The sequence below is a fragment of the Corallococcus macrosporus genome (genome assembly GCF_017302985.1).
Taxonomy (GTDB): domain Bacteria; phylum Myxococcota; class Myxococcia; order Myxococcales; family Myxococcaceae; genus Corallococcus; species Corallococcus macrosporus_A.
In genome coordinates this window covers 247,376-267,809 of record NZ_JAFIMU010000012.1, presented here as the reverse complement: position 1 = coordinate 267,809, position 20,434 = coordinate 247,376, and the positions used below count along the sequence as shown (strand labels likewise).

General features: G+C 69.9%; 14 protein-coding genes. 11 read left to right on the top strand and 3 right to left on the bottom strand.

Annotated elements, in window-relative coordinates; translation table 11 throughout:
• The 9 genes from JYK02_RS34155 (at window position 1) to JYK02_RS40835 (ending at window position 15,953) form a co-directional block, all read left to right on the top strand.
• Window positions 1-984, top strand: coding sequence for an ABC transporter permease (locus JYK02_RS34155; protein WP_207057107.1), 984 nt, complete (start codon window positions 1-3; stop codon window positions 982-984).
• A complete protein-coding gene (locus tag JYK02_RS34150; RefSeq protein WP_207057106.1) occupies window positions 977-2,746 on the top strand; it encodes a dipeptide/oligopeptide/nickel ABC transporter permease/ATP-binding protein in 1,770 nt (589 codons plus the stop codon). Before JYK02_RS34155 ends, JYK02_RS34150 begins: the two co-directional genes overlap by 8 nt.
• Entirely contained in the window at window positions 2,743-3,738 is a 996-nt protein-coding gene (locus JYK02_RS34145; protein WP_207057105.1) for an ABC transporter ATP-binding protein, read from the top strand. Before JYK02_RS34150 ends, JYK02_RS34145 begins: the two co-directional genes overlap by 4 nt.
• Complete coding sequence (locus tag JYK02_RS34140; protein ID WP_207057104.1) at window positions 3,719-5,089, top strand: GH1 family beta-glucosidase; 1,371 nt, start codon at window positions 3,719-3,721, stop codon at window positions 5,087-5,089. The genes JYK02_RS34145 and JYK02_RS34140 overlap by 20 nt, the downstream gene beginning before the upstream one ends.
• Window positions 5,086-8,388, top strand: coding sequence for a glycoside hydrolase family 2 TIM barrel-domain containing protein (locus JYK02_RS34135; RefSeq protein ID WP_207057103.1), 3,303 nt, complete (start codon window positions 5,086-5,088; stop codon window positions 8,386-8,388). The genes JYK02_RS34140 and JYK02_RS34135 overlap by 4 nt, the downstream gene beginning before the upstream one ends.
• A 13-nt stretch (window positions 8,389-8,401) precedes the next feature.
• A complete protein-coding gene (locus JYK02_RS34130) occupies window positions 8,402-8,956 on the top strand; it encodes a hypothetical protein (protein WP_207057102.1) in 555 nt (184 codons plus the stop codon).
• Window positions 8,953-9,621 carry a putative glycoside hydrolase gene (locus tag JYK02_RS34125; RefSeq protein ID WP_207057101.1) on the top strand — a complete coding sequence of 223 codons (669 nt, stop codon included), beginning with the start codon at window positions 8,953-8,955 and terminating at the stop codon, window positions 9,619-9,621. Before JYK02_RS34130 ends, JYK02_RS34125 begins: the two co-directional genes overlap by 4 nt.
• A gap of 101 nt (window positions 9,622-9,722) precedes the next feature.
• Window positions 9,723-14,192: a discoidin domain-containing protein gene (locus tag JYK02_RS34120; RefSeq protein WP_431603519.1), complete on the top strand. Its 4,470-nt coding sequence runs from the start codon at window positions 9,723-9,725 to the stop codon at window positions 14,190-14,192.
• A 213-nt stretch (window positions 14,193-14,405) separates the two neighbouring features.
• Window positions 14,406-15,953, top strand: coding sequence for a M1 family aminopeptidase (locus JYK02_RS40835; protein ID WP_207057100.1), 1,548 nt, complete (start codon window positions 14,406-14,408; stop codon window positions 15,951-15,953).
• 66 nt (window positions 15,954-16,019) lie between these two features.
• On the opposite strand, the gene JYK02_RS34110 is transcribed toward JYK02_RS40835, so the two are convergent.
• Window positions 16,020-16,619 carry an SRPBCC family protein gene (locus tag JYK02_RS34110; protein ID WP_207057099.1) on the bottom strand — a complete coding sequence of 200 codons (600 nt, stop codon included), beginning with the start codon at window positions 16,617-16,619 and terminating at the stop codon, window positions 16,020-16,022.
• Between the two features lie 113 nt (window positions 16,620-16,732).
• Window positions 16,733-18,025, bottom strand: a complete 1,293-nt coding sequence (locus JYK02_RS34105; RefSeq protein ID WP_207057098.1) for an amidohydrolase family protein — start codon at window positions 18,023-18,025, stop codon at window positions 16,733-16,735.
• A gap of 130 nt (window positions 18,026-18,155) precedes the next feature.
• On the opposite strand from JYK02_RS34105, the gene JYK02_RS34100 reads away from it, so the two are divergent.
• Both JYK02_RS34100 and JYK02_RS34095 read left to right on the top strand, forming a co-directional pair.
• Window positions 18,156-19,115: a WD40 repeat domain-containing protein gene (locus tag JYK02_RS34100; RefSeq protein WP_207057097.1), complete on the top strand. Its 960-nt coding sequence runs from the start codon at window positions 18,156-18,158 to the stop codon at window positions 19,113-19,115.
• A 95-nt stretch (window positions 19,116-19,210) separates the two neighbouring features.
• The gene (locus JYK02_RS34095) at window positions 19,211-19,858 is read left to right on the top strand and encodes an isochorismatase family protein (RefSeq protein WP_207057096.1); all 648 of its coding nucleotides are present in this window, start codon (window positions 19,211-19,213) and stop codon (window positions 19,856-19,858) included.
• Window positions 19,859-19,885: 27 nt separating this feature from the next.
• On the opposite strand, the gene JYK02_RS34090 is transcribed toward JYK02_RS34095, so the two are convergent.
• Window positions 19,886-20,431, bottom strand: a complete 546-nt coding sequence (locus JYK02_RS34090) for a polymer-forming cytoskeletal protein (protein WP_207057095.1) — start codon at window positions 20,429-20,431, stop codon at window positions 19,886-19,888.
• Between the last annotated feature and the right edge of the window lie 3 nt (window positions 20,432-20,434).

Sequence of the window (20,434 nt, the reverse complement as noted above, 5' to 3'; positions counted from 1 at the left end):
ATGGGCCGCTACATCCTCCGGCGACTGGGCTTCTACCTCATCGCCGCGTGGGCCTCGCTCACGCTCAACTTCATCATCCCGCGCCTCGCTCCTGGCGATCCGGCCGCGGCCATGTTCGCGCGCTTCGAGGGCAAGGTGGCCCCGGAGGCCATGGGCGCGCTGAAGGCCGCGTTCGGCTTCACGGACGCGCCGCTGTACGCCCAGTACTTCACGTACCTCAAGCACCTGGTGCAGGGCGACCTGGGCATGTCCTACGCGTACTTCCCCGCGCGGGTGACGGAAGTCATTGGCACCGGCCTGATGTGGACGGTGGGCCTGGCGGGCGTCGCGGTCGTCATCAGCTTCGTGGTGGGTTCGTTCCTGGGCGTGCTCGCCGCGTGGAACCGGGGCGGGTGGCTGGACTCGGGGCTGGCGCCGGCGCTCGCGTTCCTGGGGGCCTTCCCGTACTTCTGGCTGGCCATGCTGGCGCTGTACCTCTTCGGCTTCGTGCTGGGGTGGTTCCCGCTGCGCCACGCGTACGGGCACGACATGGAGCCGGGGCTGTCGTTCGCGTTCGCCGCGGACGTGGCCCGCCACGCGGTGCTGCCCGCGTCCTCCATCGTGGTGGCCACGCTGGGCGGGTGGATGCTGGGCATGCGCAACACGATGGTGGCCACGCTGGGCACGGACTCCATCCGGCTGGCGCACGCGCGCGGCCTGCCGCCCCGGCAGGTGATGCTGCGCTACGCGGCTCGCAACGCGCTCCTGCCCAACGTCACCAGCTTCGGCATGGCGGTGGGCTTCGTGCTGTCGGGCTCGCTGCTCACGGAGATCGTCTTCTCCTATCCGGGCACGGGCTACCTGCTCATCCTCGCCGTGCGCAACCAGGACTACCCGCTGATGCAGGGGCTCTTCCTGGTCATCACCCTGGCGGTGCTCGCGGCGAACTTCGCCGTGGACCTCCTCTGCCTCTGGCTGGACCCGAGGACCCGCGCCCATGCGTGACTTCCTGCGAAGGCTCTCCCGCCACCGGAAGGCGGCGGTGGGCGGCAGCCTGCTCGTGTTCTTCCTCCTGCTCGCGGTGGTGGGGCCCTTCTTCGTGATGGACCCCACGGACCTGGTGGGCCGGCCGCACCAGCCGCCCAGCGCGGCGCACTGGTTCGGCACCACGGGCCAGGGGCAGGACGTGCTCGCGCAGACGGTGGTGGGCGCGCGCGAGACGCTGGCGGTGGGCTTCGCGGTGGGCATGCTCGTCACGCTGGTGGGCGCGCTGGTGGGCGTCACCTCGGGCTACCTGGGCCGCCGCGTGGACGACGTGCTGTCGCTCACCACCAACGTGTTCCTCGTGATTCCCGGCATGCCCCTGGCCATCGTGCTGGGCGCGTACCTGCCGTCCGGTCCGCTGCGCATGGTGGCGGTGCTGACCGTGGCGGGCTGGGCGTGGAACGCGCGCGTGTTCCGCGCGGAGTCACTGGCGCTGCGCGGGCGCGACTTCGTGTCCGCGGCGGTGGTGACGGGGGAGAGTCACTCGCGCATCGTGTCGCGCGAGCTGCTGCCCAACATGGCGTCGCTGCTGGGCTCGTCCTTCATCGGGAACACGCTCTATGCCGTGGGCGCGCAGGTGGGCCTGGAGTTCCTGGGCCTGGGCGACGTCAGCACGGTGACGTGGGGCACCAACCTCTACTGGGCGGGCAACGACGCGGCGCTCCTCACGCGCTCCTGGTGGATCTTCGTCCCCACGGGCGTGTGCATCGCGCTGGTGGGCTTCGCGCTCACGCTGCTGAGCTCCGCCATCGATGAGATGACCAACCCCGCGCTGCGCGTGCACAAGCCCGCGCCGCTGCCCGGGGGGACCGCCGCCGCCCGTCCGCACCTGGAGCGGCCGGTGCCGGGCGTGCTCCTGCGCGTGCAGGACCTGTGCATCGACTACGCGACGGAGAAGGGCGCCTCGCGCGTGGTGGACTCGGTGTCGTTCGACGTGGCGCCCGGCGAGGTCTTCGGCCTGGCGGGCGAGTCCGGCAGCGGCAAGTCCACCATCGGCTCCGCGCTGCTGGGCCTCCTGCCTCCTTCCGCGCGCGTCACGCAGGGGCGCATCCTCTTCAACGGCATGGACGTCACCGCGCTGGAGGGCCCGGCCCTGCGCGCGTTCCGCTGGCGTCAGGTGTCCATGGTGTTCCAGAGCGCCATGAGCGCGCTCAACCCGGTGCTCACGCTGGGCGAGCAGTTCCACGACACGCTCGCGGCGCACGGCCGCGTGTCGCGCGGCACGTCCTACGCCCGCGCGCGGGAGCTCTTGGGCATGGTGGGCCTGTCGCCGGATTTGGTAACGGCGTGGCCGCATCAGCTCTCCGGTGGCATGCGGCAGCGCGTGGGCATCGCGCTGGCACTGGCCCTGGAGCCCCGGCTGGTCATCATGGACGAGCCCACCACGGCGCTGGACGTCGTGGTGCAGAAGGAGCTGCTCCAGCGCATGGTGGAGCTCAAGCAGCGGCTGGGCTTCGCCATGCTCTTCATCACGCATGACCTGCCGCTGCTGCTCGCGCTGTCGGACCGCGTGGGCGTGCTCCAGGGAGGCAAGCTGGTGGAGGTGGACACGTCCGCCAACCTGCGCGCCGGTGCCCGCCACCCGTACACGCAGCTCCTGCTGTCCTCGTTCCCGCACCTGTCCGCGAAGGACGCCGCGCCTCAGCCGGTGCAGCAGACGCCGGAGCTGTCCGTGGCCCGGCCGTCCACGCGCATCGCCGCCATCCCCGGAGGTCACCGATGAGCGCGCCCCTGTTGGAGGCGGAAGGCCTCACGCGCAGCTACCTGGCGGGCGGCTTCTTCTCCCGCGAGCGCAAGCCCATCCTCAAGGGCGTGTCCTTCTCCCTCCAGCCCGGGGAGATCGTCGCGCTGGTGGGCGAGTCCGGCAGCGGCAAGAGCACGCTGGCGCGGCTGCTGGCCCGGCTGGACCTGCCGGACGCGGGGCAGCTGCGGCTCGCAGGGCGCGACGTGCTGGCGGATGGCAGCGCGCAGGCTTCGCTCGACTACCGCGGCCGCGTGCAGATGGTGTTCCAGGATCCGTTCGCGTCCCTCAACCCCGTGCACACGGTGGCCTATCACCTGGAGCGGCCGCTCGTGCGCCATGGCCGGGTGCCGAAGTCCGGCCTTCGCACGAAGGTGCTGTCGCTGCTGGAGTCCGTGGGCCTGACGCCCGCGGAGGCCTTCGCGAAGCGCTACCCGCATGAGCTGTCCGGCGGCCAGCGTCAGCGCGTGGCGGTGGCGCGCGCCCTGGCGGTGGAGCCGCAGGTCATCATCGCGGACGAGCCCACGTCGATGCTGGACGTGTCCACGCGCAAGGGCGTGCTGCAACTCTTGCGCGGCCTCACGCAGGAGCGCGGCATCGGCATCCTGTTCATCACCCACGACCTGGCGAGCGCGCGTCACCTGGCCGACCGCATCCTCGTGCTCTACGCGGGCACGGTGGTGGAGGCGGGCAGGGCGGACGAGGTGCTGCGCCAGCCGCGCCACCCGTACACGAAGCTGCTCCTGTCCGCGGTGCCGGACGGGGACGACTTCCTCCAGGCCGCGCTGCCGGTGCGTCCGACGACGCAGGCGCCGCCGCTCGTGGGCTGTCCCTTCTCCCCGCGCTGCCCGGTGTCCGAGCCGCGCTGCTCCACCCTCACTCCTCCCGACGTCCTCCCGGCCGCGAATCACCTCGTCCGCTGCCACCTTGAAGTTCCGAAAGGAGTTACCGCCGATGCGTCAGTTTCCTCCTGACTTCCTCTGGGGCGTGGCCACCTCCGCCTATCAGATTGAAGGCGCCACCCGCGCGGATGGCCGTGGCGAGTCCATCTGGGACCGCTTCGCCGCCACCCCGGGGAAGATCCAAGACAAGTCCGACGGCTCGGTGGCCTGTGAGCACTACCGCCGCTGGCCGGAGGACATCGAGCTGATGCGCTGGATGGGGCTGAAGTCCTACCGCTTCTCCATCGCGTGGCCGCGCATCCTCCCGGACGGGCGGGGCCGCGTGAACGCGGCGGGCGTGGACTTCTACTCGCGCCTGGTGGACTCGCTCCTGGGCGCGGGCATCGAGCCCTTCGTCACGCTCTACCACTGGGACCTGCCGCAGGTGCTGGAGGACCAGGGCGGCTGGCCCGCGCGCGCCACCGGTGACGCCTTCGTGGAGTACGCGGACGTCATCAGCCGCGCGCTGGGTGACCGCGTGAGCCGGTGGATCACCCACAACGAGCCCTGGTGCATCAGCTACCTGGGCTACGGCAACGGCGAGCACGCCCCGGGCCACAAGGACTGGTCCAAGATGCTGGCCGCGGCGCACACGCTGATGGTGTCGCACGGCAACGCGGTGAAGGTGCTGCGCGCCAACGTGAAGCACGCGGAGGTGGGCATCACGCTCAACCTCACGCCGGGCGAGCCCGCGTCGCCCAGCCCGGAAGACGCGGACGCGACGCGCGACTTCGACGGCGGCTTCAACCGCTGGTTCCTGGATCCGCTCTACGGCCGGGGCTACCCGCGGGACACGATTGAAGACCACGTGAGGGCGGGCCGCATCCCGTCCGCGCACCTGGACTTCATCCAGCCCGGCGACCTGGAAACCATTGCCACGCCCACCGACTTCCTGGGCGTGAACTTCTATTCGCGCGCCGTCCTGCGCAGCAACCGCATCCCGGAAGAGAAGAACGCGCCGCGCACGGTGTTCGTGCGCCCGGACAAGACGGACATGGACTGGGAGGTGTGCCCGGCGTCCCTCACGCGCCTGCTGGTCCACCTGGAGAAGGAGTACCAGCCGGGCCCCATCTACATCACGGAGAACGGCTGCGCGTACTCCACCGCTCCCAGCGCGGACGGCCGCGTGCACGACGTGCAGCGCGTGGAGTACCTGCGCGGGCACCTGGAGGCGTGCAGTGACGCCATCGCGCAGGGCGTGAAGCTGGCGGGTTACTTCGCGTGGTCGCTGCTGGACAACTTCGAGTGGGCCTACGGGTACACCAAGCGCTTCGGCCTGGTGTGGGTGGACTACGCCACCCAGCAGCGCATCCCGAAGGACAGCGCCCACCTCTATCGCGACGTCGTGGCCCAGAACGGCCTGGACGTGGAGCAGGCCGCTTGAAAAGGCTCTTCCTGACGACGTGTCTGGCGCTCTGCGGTACCCAGGCCCTGGCCCAGGTGTCGGGTGCGGGCGCTCCGCTCCAGTCCCCGCCCGCCGCGCAGCCTCCCTCCGCGGGCCCCGTGGACGCCGCCGCGCCCACGCCCGTGCCCGCGACGCCCGAGCAGGAGGCTCCGCGGGCTCCGGTGACGCCTCCGGCTCCGGCTCCCCAGGCCGCGGCCCCCTCGGACGCGAAGCGCACGACGGTGACGCGGGTCATCCACGACGAGCGCGGCTTCAAGCTCCAGGTGGACGGCCGGGACTTCCCCATCCACGGCGTGAACTGGGGCTACACGCCCATCGGTGAGAACTACCGGTACTCGCTCTGGACGCAGCCGGAGGACTTCATCAAGCAGGTGCTGGCGAAGGAGATGGGCATGCTCCGCGACGCGGGGTTCAACGCCATCCGCCAGTTCGACGACATCCCGCCCGTCTGGGTCGAGTACATCTACCGGAACTACGGCATCTACACGCTGCTCAATCCGCTGATGGGCCGCTATGGCCACCCGGTCAACGGGGTCATGGTCGCCAACATCGACTACTCGAACCCGGAGCACCGCAAGGCCATCCTCGGCGCGCTCGCCCAGAAGGTGGAGGTCTACCGGGACGTGCCCGGCGTCCTGATGTGGCTCTTGGGCAACGAGAACAACTACGGCCTGCACTGGACGTCGTTCGAGATCGAAGCCCTGCCGGGCCAGGAGGATGCCGCCCGGGCGGAGTCGCTCTATACGCTCTACGGCGAGGCGGCCCGCACGGTGAAGAAGCGCGACACGGCCCACCCCGTGTCCATCGCCAACGGCGACCTCCAGTACATCGACCTCATCGCCAAGCACTGCCAGGACCTGGACGTGCTGGGCACGAACGTCTACCGCGGCCCCACCGCGCGCGACCTGTTCGCGGAGGTGAAGGCCAAGCTCAACAAGCCGGTGTTCTTCTCCGAGTTCGGCGCGGACGCCTACGACGCCCGCGCGGGCCGCGAGGACCACGTGGCGCAGGCGGAGTACCTGCGCACGCAGTGGGAGCAGATCTACCTGGAGGGCTACGGCCAGGGCCTGTCCGGCACCGCGCTGGGCGGCTTCGTGTTCCAGTGGGTGGACGGCTGGTGGAAGCACGGTCAGGAGGCCAACCTCTCCATCCACGACACCACGGCGACGTGGCCCAACGGCGGCTACGCGGCGGACTTCGTTCCCGGCCAGAACAACATGAACGAGGAGTGGTTCGGCATCGCGGCCCTGGGCCCGCCGGACGCCAACGGCATCAGCGGCATCCAGCCGCGCACCGCCTACTACGTCCTCCAGGCCGCGTTCCGCCTGGACCCGTACGCGCCCACCACGACCCCGGACGTCATCCGTGACTTCTTCGCGGGCATCCGTCCGTCCGCGCTCACCAGCGGCTACACGTCGTCGGTGGCGCTGGCGCGCACGGAGGAACTGGCCGCGGTGCGGGTGTCCAACCTGCGGCTGCTCCTGGACAGCTCGCTGTCGCGCGGCAGCATCGCGACGGTGCGGCCCAACCAGAGCTCCGCGGACCACACCGAATCCATCTTCTTCGACCTGGCGTTGCAGCCGGCCAGCGGCGTGTACGGCCGCGCGTCCTTCAACGTCGTGGGCAACGTGGCGCAGAACCGGCTCAACAACCTGTTCTACGAGAACCGCGGCACGCCCTCCACGCCGACCGCGGGTGAGATTCCCGTGGGCCCCGGCGCCCCGGCGCGCGAGCAGTCCCCGCTGGATCGCTTCGCGCTGTACCAGGCGGAGTTCAAGTTCGACCGCTCCGACTTCGCGCTCGAAGGCTACTACCGCACCGGCCACTACCACTGGGGCGAGGAGGGTGACTTCTTCAACCTCTACCGCGAGGCGAACTACGGGCCGAACCTGGACATCTACCACGGCAACGCGCCCTTCGGCGTGGTGTTCAGCGGCAAGAAGGCCATCGACGGGCTGAAGATCGCCGTCGGTCCGGAGCTGTACTGGGGCGCCAACCCCTCCGTGGTGGCGAAGTACCGCAACAACGTGGGCCCGGTGAACGTGACGCTGGTGCACCAGGAGGACCTGGCGCAGGGCTCGTCGTCCTCCACGGCCTCCGTGGTGCGCGAGCGCATCGCGCGCAGGACGGCGCTCAACTTCCAGTACGCCACCGGCAAGCTGGTGCTGGACGTGGGCGGCCTGCTCTCCGCGCCCCAGCGAATTGGCGAGACGTTCACGTACACGCGCTCCGCGGACCCGGGGGCGCCCAGCTACCGCAACAGCGGCTACGACGTGCTCCAGGACAAGGTGCAGTTCCTGGACACGCTGGGCGCCAAGGCGCGGCTCACCTACGACATGGGGCCGGTGCGCTGGCTGGTGCAGTCCTCCATCCGCGGGCTCGTCGCGGACAGCGGGCCGGAGCAGGGCAACATCATCACCGGCTGGAGCCTGCGCGAGAGCGGCCGCGGCAACCACTACGCGGGCCAGCTGGGCGCGGCGCTTCAGTTCGGCTCACTCCAGGTGTCGCCGAACGTCCTGTACCAGAAGCCCCTCATCGGGCCGAACCCCACCATCCCGGACGCGTACGACCCGGCCTCTGGCCAGTACTACGCGGGCGTGCGGCCGCGCAGCGTGCTGTCGGACGCGTTCAGCGTGCTGGACAACCGCGAGACGCTGGGCGGCGAGCTGCTCATCACCTTCGACCCGACGCCGGGCACCTGGTTCTGGTCGTGGGACCGCGACATGCGCGAGGACGCACCGTTCGCGGCGGGCCTGGACATCGTCTACCGCCACCAGCCCACGTCGCGCGACGCGGGCATCGCCATCCTCGCGGACGGCAGCACCATCGCCTTCGGCAGCGCGCCGGTGGCCCGCGACGAGTGGGAGACGTCCCTGCGCCTGGTGGGCAACCCCACGCAGCGCCTGCGCCTGTACGGCACGGCGTACGTGGGCAGCCAGCAGTCCTCCGGCGAGGACAGCCGGCAGATCCACCGCTTCGGCCTGGACGGCTCCGCGCTCTACGACACGCTGTTGCTGGCGGCGCAGCTGCGCTTCAACGACTGGGGTCCGTACGACTACCACCGCGTCTTCAACCTCACCTACCCGGTGCAGCTGGGCGGGGACCTGTCCTACGGGTTGAAGAAGCCGGTGCTGGGCGCGGTGTCCACGCGCTTCGGTCTGCGCGGGCTGGTTCGCATGCTGAACGAGTACTCGGAGGGCCTCAACGACCGGGGCATCACCGAGGGCCTGAAGGGTCGCGAGTACGAGGTGGGCGCGTATGCCATCCTTTCTCTCTGAGGGAACACGCAACATGAGGACTGGTTTCCTGCTGGCCGCGGTGGCCGTGCTGTCCGGTTGCTACGACGACCCGACCATCATCTACGGCAAGCCGCTGGACGGGATGACCTTCACGGTCACCGACCCGGCCATGGGCATCTACCCGAACACGTCCGTGCTGGATGACCCGAACAACCCCTTCGCGCTGGCGGGCGTGGGCACGGAGACGAAGTGGCAGATCCAGTCCGGCGCGGACCCGGTGGCCGCCTACTACGCGTGGGCCACGGTGCTGGCGAACGGGCCCTACGGTGAGGCGCAGTACTACGTGGCGCTCAACCTGGCCGCCATCTACCAGCGGGGCCTGGCGGATCAGGCCAGCCTGGCGGAGACGCGCGAGATGGCGGTGAAGGCCTACCAGTCCGTGCTCGACAACTTCCCGGACGCGGTGACGTACGACGCGTCCGGCACCATCGCCTATGAGCTGGTGACGCCCGCGTACAAGGGCGTCGTGGAGCTGGGCGGCACCGTCGCGGGCGGCTGGGTGATGGTGAAGACCTCCAGTGGTGCGGACCGGGCGGTGAAGCCATGAAGAAGCCAGTGTGGGGCCTGTTGCTGCTGCTCGCCGCCTGCCGCCCGGATCCGGGCGCGGCGGACTACTCCGGCCAGGAGCTGCCGGACAACCTGGACCCGGACGGCGGGACGCAGCCGTCGGACCTCCTCCCGGGACCGTTCCCGTACGAGGCCGGCCAGCGCCGCCTGATGGTGGGCATCTTCTACGAGGCGGGGCGCTCCGAGGAGATCATCCTCGATAACGTCGACTCCAACTTCTACCTCTACGAGAACACCGTCTACGTGGAGTCAGACCCGGACCACGTCGAGGGCAAGTCCGCGGACCGCATCGTCCAGAACGGCAAGCCGTGGATGGGCTTCGGCGTGCACTGGAAGCAGGTGCACAACTTCGACGCCTGGAAGACGCTCCACGTCAGCATGAAGTCGTCCGACGCCGCGTTCGCCAACGTGAAGGTCGGCATGTCCAGCGGCACGGGCACCAGTGAGAAGGGCTATCAACTGGCCCTCACGAAGTACGGCTGGGCGAACGACGGCGAGTGGCACCACCTGGCCATCCCCGTGGCGGACTACGTCGCGGCGGGCCTGAAGCTCAACGACGTGTCGTCGCCCTTCACCTTCGCGGCGGAAGGCGGCACCGCCGGTCAGTCCCTCCTGCTCGACAACCTGTACTTCACCGCGAATTAGGCAGGACCGCAGCACCAGGCCGGGTGGGCCGGCTGTCGCCATGCGACAGCCGGAACGCCCGAGCCTTGCCCGTGCAGTCCCCCTCAAGGAGTCCTCCCCCAATGCCAGAATCGTTACCGCAACCGTCAAGACCGCGTGTCTGGTTATTACAGGCCTTCGCCGCGGCGCTCATGCTGGTGTCCCTCCTGGGCACCTCCGAAGCCCGCGCGCAGACCAACGTCGCGCTGAACAAGGTCACCTCTACCTCCAGCGCGGAGGGTCCATTCCTGGGCCAGTACGCGGTGGACGGCGACGGTGGCACCCGCTGGGCCAGCGGCTTCTCCGCGAACGAGTGGATCACCGTGGACCTGGGCCAGACGCGCACGATCTCGCGCGTGGTGCTCACCTGGGAGGCGGCCTACGCCACGGCGTACAAGATCCAGGTCTCCACCAACAACACGACGTTCACCGACGCGCTGGTGGTGAACAACGGCGACGGCGCGGTGGACGACCTGTCCCTGCCTTCTGGCATCACCGGCCGCTACGTCCGCATGCAGGGCGTGACGCGCGCGCTGCCCGCGTATGGCTATTCGCTGTGGGAGCTCGCGGTCTACGAGACGGGCGGCACGCCTCCGCCCACCAACGCGGACCTGGCGAAGAACAGGCCCGCCACCGCGTCCAGCGTGGAGGCGAACGCGGCCGGCCTTCAGCCGGGCTTCGCGTTCGACGGCGACGTCAACACGCGCTGGGCCTCCGCGCAGGGCGTGGACCCGCAGTGGATCCGCGTGGACCTGGGCACGTCCCAGGTCGTGGGCAAGGTGGTGCTGGACTGGGAGGGCGCGTACGGCAAGACGTACACGATTGACGGCTCCAACGACGACGCCAACTGGACCCCGCTCAACACGGTGACCAACGGCGCCATCGGCCGCCGGGAGATCCCCGTCTCCGGCACGTACCGGTACATCCGCATGCGCGGCACGGAGCGCGGCACGGGCTACGGCTACTCGCTGTGGTCCTTCGAGGTCTACCAGAGCGGTGGCACCACGCCGCCGCCCACGCAGACCACCAACCAGACCATCAAGCTGAACTTCCCGGAGCTGGCGTACGCGAAGATCAACGTGTCGCCCGCGCCGCTGTCCGTGACGCCGGTGCCGGAGGAGGGCAACACCACGCCGTCCGTGCGCAACCCGCCCGGGCCCTTCACCTACCAGCTCACGTTCCCGCCCAACACGACGGTGACGCTGTCGAAGAACCAGTTCTCTCCCACGCAGCCCAACACGGACATCCGCCTGGCGGTGGTGGACTCCAACGGCGCGCAGCAACGCGGGCAGTCCGTCACGGCGCTCGCGGTGCAGGGCGCGGACTGGAACGTGGAGATCTACTCCACGGGCAACGGCCCCACGGACCCGCGCGACCCCACCCTCATCCCGGACCCGTACGTGGCGCCCGCGCCGCTGCCGGTGGCCGGAGCGTTCCGCCTGGCCGCGCCCGCCAACAACACGATGGTCACCACGACCCGCCGCCCCACGCTGTCGTGGGCCACGGTGACGGGCGCGACGAACTACAAGCTCTACGTCAACCTCACGCGCAACGACTACGACTGGATGGCGGCGGGCAACCTGCTGGACCGCTACACGCAGGTGGCGTCGCAGACGGGCACGTCCTTCACCTTCACGGAGGACCTGCCGGACCGCTGGACGTACAAGTGGTACGTCGTGGCCACGCTGTCGGGTGGCACCACGTCTCGCTCGGACATCGGCAACTTCAGCGTGTACCTGCCGGTGGTGGAGACGCAGGCGGACGGCGTGAACCTCATCAACGGCGCGCGCGACCTGAACAAGAACGGCACCCTGGAGCCGTACGAGGACTGGCGCAACCCCATCTCCGTGCGCGTGAACGACCTCATGGGCCGCATGACGCTGCACGAGAAGGCGCTCCAGATGTTCTACGACGCCAAGACGTTCCCCGAGGCCGGCTTCCAGATGGGGCCTTTGTCGCCCACGGACATCCCCATGTTCCAGAAGGCGTCCGCGGCCACGCGCCTGGGCATCCCGCACATCGACGCGGGTGACACCATCCACGGCTACAAGACGAGCTGGCCCACGCAGCCGGCGCTGGCCGCCACGCGCGACCTGGACACCATCCACGAGATGGGCGACATCCAGCGCCGCGAGCAACTGGCCATTGGCAGCCGCGGCACGCTGTCGCCGCTGGCGGAGGTGAACACCAAGGTCCTCTATCCGCGCATCCAGGAGGGCAACGGCGAGGACGCGGACCTGGCGGCGGGCATCACCCGCGCGCTCATCGCGGGCCTCCAGGGTGGTCCGGAGGTCAACCCGTCCTCCATCTGGGTGACGACGAAGCACTGGCCGGGGCAGGGCGCTGGCGGTGAGGCGGGCATCACCTACGACGGCACCACCATCCACTACCACATGCGTCCGTGGCACGCGGCCATCGAGGCGGGCACCAGCGGCATCATGCCGGGCTACGCGGGCAGCTGGCTCCTGGGGCCGGAGGGCTACGGCGCGGGTGACAACCCGGGCATCCTCAACTACCTGCGCAACCAGTTGAAGTACGACGGCGTCATCTGCTCGGACTGGCTGCCGTCGGGCTCGTGGGTGCGCTCCGGCACGGCGGGCTCGGACGTGATGGGCGGCGCGACGCCGTCCGCGATGGGCAACTTCGAGAACGAGGTGCCGCTCGCGCGCATCAACGACTCCGTGCGCCGCATCCTGGACCTGAAGTTCCGCCTGGGCATCTTCGAGGACCCGTACAAGCAGGGCCCGGCGGGCACGTCCCAGTGGCACACCGCGGACAGCAAGGCGGCGGTGCGCCGGGCGGCCCAGGAGGCGATGACGCTGCTCAAGAACGACGGCGCGCTGCCCATCCGCCTGCCGGCGGGCGGCAAGCTGGTCATCGCGGGCCCTCGCGCGGACGACATGTCCTGCATGGTGACCTGGCGCTCGGACTTCCACGGCTACGAGTTCGGCGACCCGACCATCTACGCGGCGGTGAAGGCGCGCGCGGAGGCCGCGGGGCTCACGGTCTACAAGGACAACGCCCCCGCGGGCGTGACGCCGGACGCGGCCATCGTCGTGGTGGGCGAGAGCTACTTCACGCACGGCACGGAGTGGGACAAGGAGAAGCCGTACCTGCCGGGCGACCCGATTGGCCCGGCGCACGACGCGAAGTGGGGCGACCAGTTCGGCGTCATCAACAGCTTCAAGTCGCGGGGCATCCCCACCACGGTGGTGGTCATCAGCCCCCGGCCCTACGTGCTGACGAACGTGGTCCCCCTCTCCAACGCGCTGATGCTGGCCTACCGCCCCGGCGACATGGGCGGCTACGCGGTGGCGGACGTGCTGTTCGGTGACGTGCTGCCGCGCGGCAAGACGCCGTGGCAGTTGCCGCGCTCCATGAGCCAGATCGGCACGGACGTGGAGAACAACCAGCTGGAGAAGTGGGACCTGCCGTTCGACCTGGGCGCGACGGACGCGGAGCGCACGGCCATCCGCCAGAAGATCGCGGCGGGCCAGCCGGTGCCTCCCACGTACGGCAACCCGCTGTACCAGTACGGCGCGGGCATCCAGGGCTTCGGCCTGACGGACGCGACGCCGCCCGTGGCGTTCAACCTGCTGACGCCGGCGAACAACCTGGTGATCACCGGCACGCGCCCGGCGTTCACCTGGTCCGCGAGCAGTGACCCCCAGACGGGCATCCAGCGCTACGAGGTGTACCTGGACGGCGGCGCGATGCCGGTGGCCATCACCAAGACGCCGTCGGCGGCGCTGGACGGGCTGAAGCTGGCGAACGGGACGCACACCTGGTTCGTGAAGGCGTTCAACTGGGCGAACGGCGTGACGCAGTCCGCGACGTTCACCTTCACGCTGAACGACACGACGCCGCCCGCGGCCTTCGCGGCGCTGTCGCCGTCGGCCGGGCAGGCGGTGCCGGGCACGTCCACGCGCTTCATCTGGGAGCAGACGACGGACGTGGGCGCGGGCGTGGCGGAGTATGTCCTCATCGTGGACGGCACGGACCGCACGCCCTCCATCCTGCGCAGCACGCCGGTGGCGGCGGGCACGAACCTGGCGCGGGGCAAGAACGCCTACGCCTCGTCCGTGGAGTTCGGCAGCGCGAACGACGCGGTGGACGGCAGTTTGACCACGCGGTGGTCCAGCGTGGGCTCGGCGACGACGGGTGACACCGAGTCCATCACCCTCGACCTGGGGGCCATCTACTCCCTCAAGCGCATCGTGCTGAACTGGGAGGCCGCGTACGGCCGCCGCTACGTCCTGGAGGCGTCGCTGGACGGCTCCACCAACTGGACGGCGCTGAAGACGGTGGACACCGGCGACGGCGGCATCGACGACTGGACGGTGGCCGGCGTGGGCCGCTTCGTGCGCATGCGCGGCGTGCAGCGCGCGACGGCGTACGGCTACTCGCTGTGGGAGTTCGAGGTGTACGGCGTGGGCACGGAGCAGACCACGCTGAACGGCCTGGCCACGGGGACGCACACCTGGCGCGTCCGAGCGGTGGACGGCGCGAACAACACCACGCTGTCCTCGGGGCCCATCACCTTCACGAAGTAGGGGTGAGCGCTTGAGTTGAGGGGAGGGGCGGCCGGAGTCACGGGCCGCCCCTCTTTCTTTCGCGGGACGACCCGAGCGGGCGAGCCGGTCCGTATCCGTGGCGTGCTCCGTCTCCTGTCCTTGCTGTGCTGCGTCCTGTGCTCTGCGGGCTGCGAGCCCGGGGAGACACCGCCAGGCCCGCCGGATGCGGGTGGTGCACCGCTGGCATCCACGGTGGAGCGTTATGACTTCGCCTTCGACCTCACGACGCGGGAGGCGGCCTCCCGGCTCTGGTTGAACGTGGAGGCCAATGCGCCGGGCTGCGTGTCCCTGCCGGCTCGCACGGAAGTGACGGACGTGCGGTGGGGTGGGGCGCCTGCCCCAACCTTTCGCGCAGTGGACGGAAATCTGGAGGTCTGTGGCACGACGCCTTCGGAGGGACCGCTGTGGCTGGAGAGCCGGTTGGTCATCCCGGAGGCCACGGTGCCGTACACGCAGGTGGGGTTCTCGCGCCGGCTGGACCTCCAGGCCCGTCCCTTCACGTATCTGCTGAACTGGGTGGAGTCCTGCGACCTCTTCGGTCCGTGCGACACGGCGCCCGGGCGGCTGGCGCACTTCACCCTCGACATCACCCATGCGCCCGGCGCGACGGTGCTCTGTCCTGGGAGCCTGTCCCGGCGGGATGAGACCCATACGCGCTGCGAGCTCCTGGACACGCGGGCCCCGACGTACTCCGCCTTCATGGTCGCGTCCCATCCGGCCTGGGTGCGGACGCGGCTGGTGGACTCGGACGTGGGGCGCGTGGAGCTGTATGAGCCGCCAGGGGGACTGCTGGGGCCGGCACTGGATGCGGGCGCGGTGGCGGACTTCCTGGCGTGGATGACGGCCCGCTTCGGGCCGCTGCCCTATGGCCCCGAGCTGCGGGTCGCCAGCGGGCCCATGGAGTGGCTGGGCATGGAGCACCCGGCCAACATCCTCCTGCGCGACAACCTGCCGCTCCTGCCCAGGTCCTACGCCAACATGACGCTGCACACGTTGATGCACGAGATCGTGCACCAGTGGGCGGGCAACCGGACGACGCTGGCGAGCGCGCAGGACTACCCGTGGAAGGAGGCGGTGGCGGAGTACCTCACGTATGTCTTCGAGGACGAGCACCGGGGCGACGAGGCCGCCATGACGCTCGCGTACTGGGACCGGCTGGCCCGGACGGCCTCCTACCACCTGCGTCCGCGAGACACGCCCGCGCCGCCCTTCCTCTCCTTCGTCAATGACATCTACGGCACCGGGCCGATGATCCTCCTCGTGCAACTGGAGTCCCTGCTCGGGCGTCCCCAGGTGCTCGCGGGGCTCCAGGCGTTCCTGGCGGAGCCGGGAGTCCGGAGCATCGAGGACCTGCGCCGCGCGCTCGAGGCCGCATCGGGGAGGAACCTCCAGCGCTACTTCGACACCTGGGTGGACGGGGAAGGGGAGCCGGACTGGCCCTACTTCCAGGTCGAGTTGCGGCAGGAGGGCGCGTTGACGCTGACCGTGACGCAGCGGACGCAGACCGGGAAGGTCCATCCCTGCGAGGTGGAGCTGGAGCTGCAAGGCGACGCGCCGGAAGAGCGGCGGCGGGTCACCGTTTCCTACGGCCTGGAGCCGGAGTCCGCGACGGCCGGGCTCACGGTGGAGGGGCTGGACTGGACCGTTCGTCAGGTCGTGGTGGATCCGCGCAGCCGGCTGGTCAATCGCAGGAGCCCGGGACTGACGCGGGAGCCCGCGCCCCACGCCTGGACGCTGTGAGAACGAGAAGGCCCCTCGAGCCTGGGAGGCGCGAGGGGCCGGGAACCGCGAGCCTGGCTCGTGAGACTACGGGGTGGGCACGGCGACGGCGGGCGCGCCTTCCGCGGGGGCAGTGGCGGCTTCGGCGCGCTTCGTGGCCTCGGCCTGGGTGGCGGTCTTGAGGGTCGCGAGGCCCTTCTCGAAGTCCTTGCCCACCACCTTGTCCATGTCCATGACGAGGCACATCGCCTTGCTGATGAAGTTGTGGTCGCCGGTCATGGTCCAGGTGACCGTGGTGCCTTCGGTGGCCGGCTTGAACGTGAAGGTGGTGATGCTGCTGGAGGCGAAGGGCTTGATGAACTCCAGCTTCACGCGGACGGACTCGTTGGCGGCGACCTCCTGGATGGTCATGCGGCCTTCGCCCACGTCGTCATTGCCCGTCCACCCGTAGGTGGCGCCAACGCCGGCTTCCGCGCCGCCGAAGGTCCGCTTCATGTTCGGGTCGAGGTTGTCCCAGGGAGACCACTGGTTCCACTGGTGGAAGTCATTGACCAGCCCGAACGCGATGTCCGGCGTCCCCGGCACGGTGGCGGTGCGCGTGACGGTGAAGGTATCAGGGCGGGTGGCGATGACGCCGACGAGCAGCAGGAGCGCGGCGGCGAAGCCAATGGCGATCTTCTTGAACATGGAGGTCCTTCGAATGGGTTCCCTGAACGGGAGGGCCGCGTCTTAGGCCGCCGGATCGTTCCAGCTCAAGCCCCCCTCCGAGCGGCCCTCCTTGACGCACCGTGTGGAGCGGGTCACCGGGCGCCCAGGACCACCTGTCCGTCCTTCATCACGAACCGCACCTGCTTCAGCGCGCGGAGGTCCTTCAGCGGGTCGCCTTCCACCGCGACCACGTCCGCGAGCTTGTTCGGCTCGAGCGAGCCAATCCGGTCCTGCATGCGCAGCAGCTCCGCCGCGTTCACCGTCGCGGCGCGCAGGATGTCCACGGGCTTGAGGCCCGCCTCGGCGTAGGAGATGAACACCTGCACGCTGGCCTGCCCCCGCGTCAGCCCGGGCATCACGACGTACATATCCGAGCCGGCGGCGATGCGAATGCCCGTGGCCACCGCGCGGCGGAGCCGGTCGTGGGCCCGGGTGATGCTCTTCCTGCAACGCTCCTTGCCCGCCGCGGCATCGATGGAGTCGCACACGTCCAGCGTGTTGTCGGTGGGCACCAGGAAGGTGCGCTTGCGGACCATGAGCGCGGCCACGTCATCGGGCAGGGAGTAGCCGTGCTCGATGGAGTCGACGCCCGCCTGGACCGCGGTGCGAATGCTCTCGTCGGTCGTGGTGTGCGCCGCCACCGGCCGCTTCTTCCGGTGCGCCTCCTCGACGATGACCTTCAGCTCCTCCAACGAGAGGAGGTTGTGTCCGTTGTCGACGATGACCTTGATGCAATCCGCGCCGTCGGCGATGGCCTGCCGCACGGCGCGCCGGGCCTCCTCCACGCCGGAGATGGTGACGTACTCCTGTTCGATGAGGGCCTGGGCCGGAGGTTGGAGCGTGGGGAGCTGTCCCCCGTGAGGTGCGAGCGCGCGGGTGGAGGCGGAGATGCGCGGGCCCTGCACCCAGCCGCGCTGGATGGCGTTGCGCAGCGCCACGTCCCCGTTGAGCCCGGAGTTGCCCAGGTCGCGCACCGTGGTGACCCCCGCCTCGAGCATCTCCCGGCCCAGCTTCGCGCCCAGGAGCGCGCGCTCGGCGGTGCTGCTCTGGGCGATGGTGGTGAGCAAGCCGTCTTCGGCCTCCGCGTCGACGTTCAGCAGCAGGTGCGAGTGGGCGTCGATGAGCCCGGGAAGCAGGGTGACGTCGCCCAGGTCGAAGACCTGGGTCCCCTGCGGGATGGACAGGCCCGTGCCCACGGCCTGGATGTTCGAGCCCTCGATGAGCACGACCGCGTCCGGCAGGACCTTGTCGCTCTTCCCATCGAAGAGCCGCGCGGCACGCAAGGCGATGCGCGTGGGCTCCACGCCCCATGACGGCAGGGGAAGGCCCCACAGGAGGAGCGTGCCAATGACAGTCGTCAACAACCGTCGGGAACGGGAGGGCAAGGCGTGGCTCCTGGAGGCGGGGAGACGGCAAGTGCCAGGGGCCCGGATGCTCCTTCACCTTGGAGGGTTTCACCAACGGCGTGTTGCTGGAGGCTGGAGGCCCGGGCTATGAGCACTTCCTCTCCGCTCCGTGATGCTGACCCCCGACACCGCGAAGCACCTGTCCCTGCTGCGGACGCTGGGAGAGGCGGAGCTGTCGCCGTACTCGCGGTGGCAGTGGCTGGCGTGGGATGAGTCGTCGCGCTACCTGCTGTCCGTCCAGAAGCAGGGTGGCATGTCGCTGCGCTGGTGGGACCTGCACTCGGAATCCCAGCAGCCGCACGCCTCGCACTTCATCTCCGGCTGCGTGGCCGCGTGGTTCCTGCCCGGCACCCAGACGCTGCTGTCCGTGACGGTGCGCGGCACGCTCCAGACATGGTCCGTGCCCGACGGCCGGTTGCTGTCGTCCGTGGAAACGGGCGGCTCCGTCTCGCATGCCCACCTGTCATCGGACGGGACGCGCCTGCTCCTCGTGGCGAGCGTGGGCCGCGTGCTGCTCTGGGACCTGGAGCGGCGCTGGCTCGTCTGGCGGAAGGAAGAGCCCTGGCAGCTCCACGACTGCGCGCTCTCGCCCGATGGCGCGTTCGCCGCCGTCGGAGCCGCCGAGGACCAGCAGGACCTTCAGACCCGTGCGGCCATGCTGCTCTGGGACGCGCGGACCGGCAGGCGCGTCACGGCCCGGGCCTTCGACGCGCGGCGGATCTGGGCCGTGGCCTTCACGCCGTCCGGTGAGCACCTGGTGGCCGCGAACTCCTCCGGGGAGCTGCTGTTCCTGACGCTGCCCACGCTGGAGGTCGCGCGAGCCCTGAAGGCCCCCGCGTCCATGGCCCTGCACCTGGCGTTCAACCCGGAGGGCTCGCTGCTCGCGGCCAGCCCGGATACGAGCGCGTTCGCCGTCATCAACGTGAGTGACGGGCAGCGCCTGTTCGACTACTCCGACCTGGACGACCAGCAGGGGAGCACCGCGAACTTCTCTCCCGATGGCCGCTGCGTGGCCTGGGGCATGGACGACGGCAAGGTGGGCGTCTGGGGCGTGAAGCCCAAACCCTAGCGTCGCGGTAGCGCCTGCTCGGCAACGAACATCCCCGGGCGGGGGGCTCGCCTCCTGCCTGGGGATGATTAGCGTTCACCCAACGGGAGGTGGACGTGGCGAAGCCGCGCCAGGCGGTCCGGAAGCAGACGCGCGCACCGCATGAGCGGCGGCATGACACCGCGCTGCTCATCATCGACGTCATCAACGACCTGGAGTTCCCCGGCGGAGAGAACGTCCTGCCCTGGGCGCTGCGCATGGTGGAGCGCCTGAGCCCCTTCGCGGAGCGGATGCGCAAGGCCGGCGTCCCGGTCATCTACGTCAACGACAACTTCGACCTGTGGCGCAGCAGCTTCACGGACGTCTACAAGCACTGCACCCGCAAGGACAGCCGCGGCCAGCGCGTCGCTCGAGCGCTCAAGCCCCGGCCGGATGACTACTTCATCCTCAAGCCCAAGCACTCGGCCTTCTTCGCCACGTCGCTGGTGCCGCTCCTGGAGCACCTGGGCACGAAGAAGCTGCTGCTCGCGGGCATCGCCACCAACCTGTGCGTCTTCTTCAGCGCCCACGACGCGCACATGCACGAGTACAAGATCACCGTGCTCAGCGACTGCTGCTGCGCGGAGAGCGACAAGGACCACGACCTGGCCCTGGATCAGCTCCAGCGCTTCCTGAAGGTGCGCGTCCGCCGGGGCGACGAGGTCCACCTGGAGCCCCGCTCGCGCCGCCGGGCCACGCGCCGGCCCCCGCCAGAATGGAAGTGACGGGGGCCGCCTGACGCAAGGGCCGGCTCAGACGTCCTTGTCGTCGTCCTCGTCATCGTCGTCGAGGATGTGGCACTTGCCGGCATCCTCGTCGAGCGCCTTGCCGATGAACTCCTTCACCACGTCGTCGCCGTTGAAGACCAGCGAGAGGGCGTGCTGCTCGCCGGCGACGTCCTCCTTCTTGTCCACGTGGAGCGTGCCGCCCAGCGCCGTCGCGTTGCCGTCGACGTGCGCGCCCGTGGGCACCCGCACCTCGCCGCCAATGGCCACCACGTCGCCCTTCACCCGCGCACCGGGCTCCAGGATGACGCGGCCCCGGACGGCGGCCACGTCGTTGTCCACCACCGCGCCCTTCTTCACGATGACGTCGCCGTCCACCGCGACCGCGTCCTTGATCTTCTCCCCCGGCTCGATGACCAGGTTCGTGCCCTGGACCGCCTTGCTCCCGTCCTTGACGTTGACGCAGATGGTCTTGGCGGGGGCCTTGGACGGCTTCTTCGCCGGCTCCGCCGCCAGCGCGGGCACGGCCAGCGAGCAGGCGAGGAGCAGGGTGGGCAGCAGCGGGCGACGCATGGC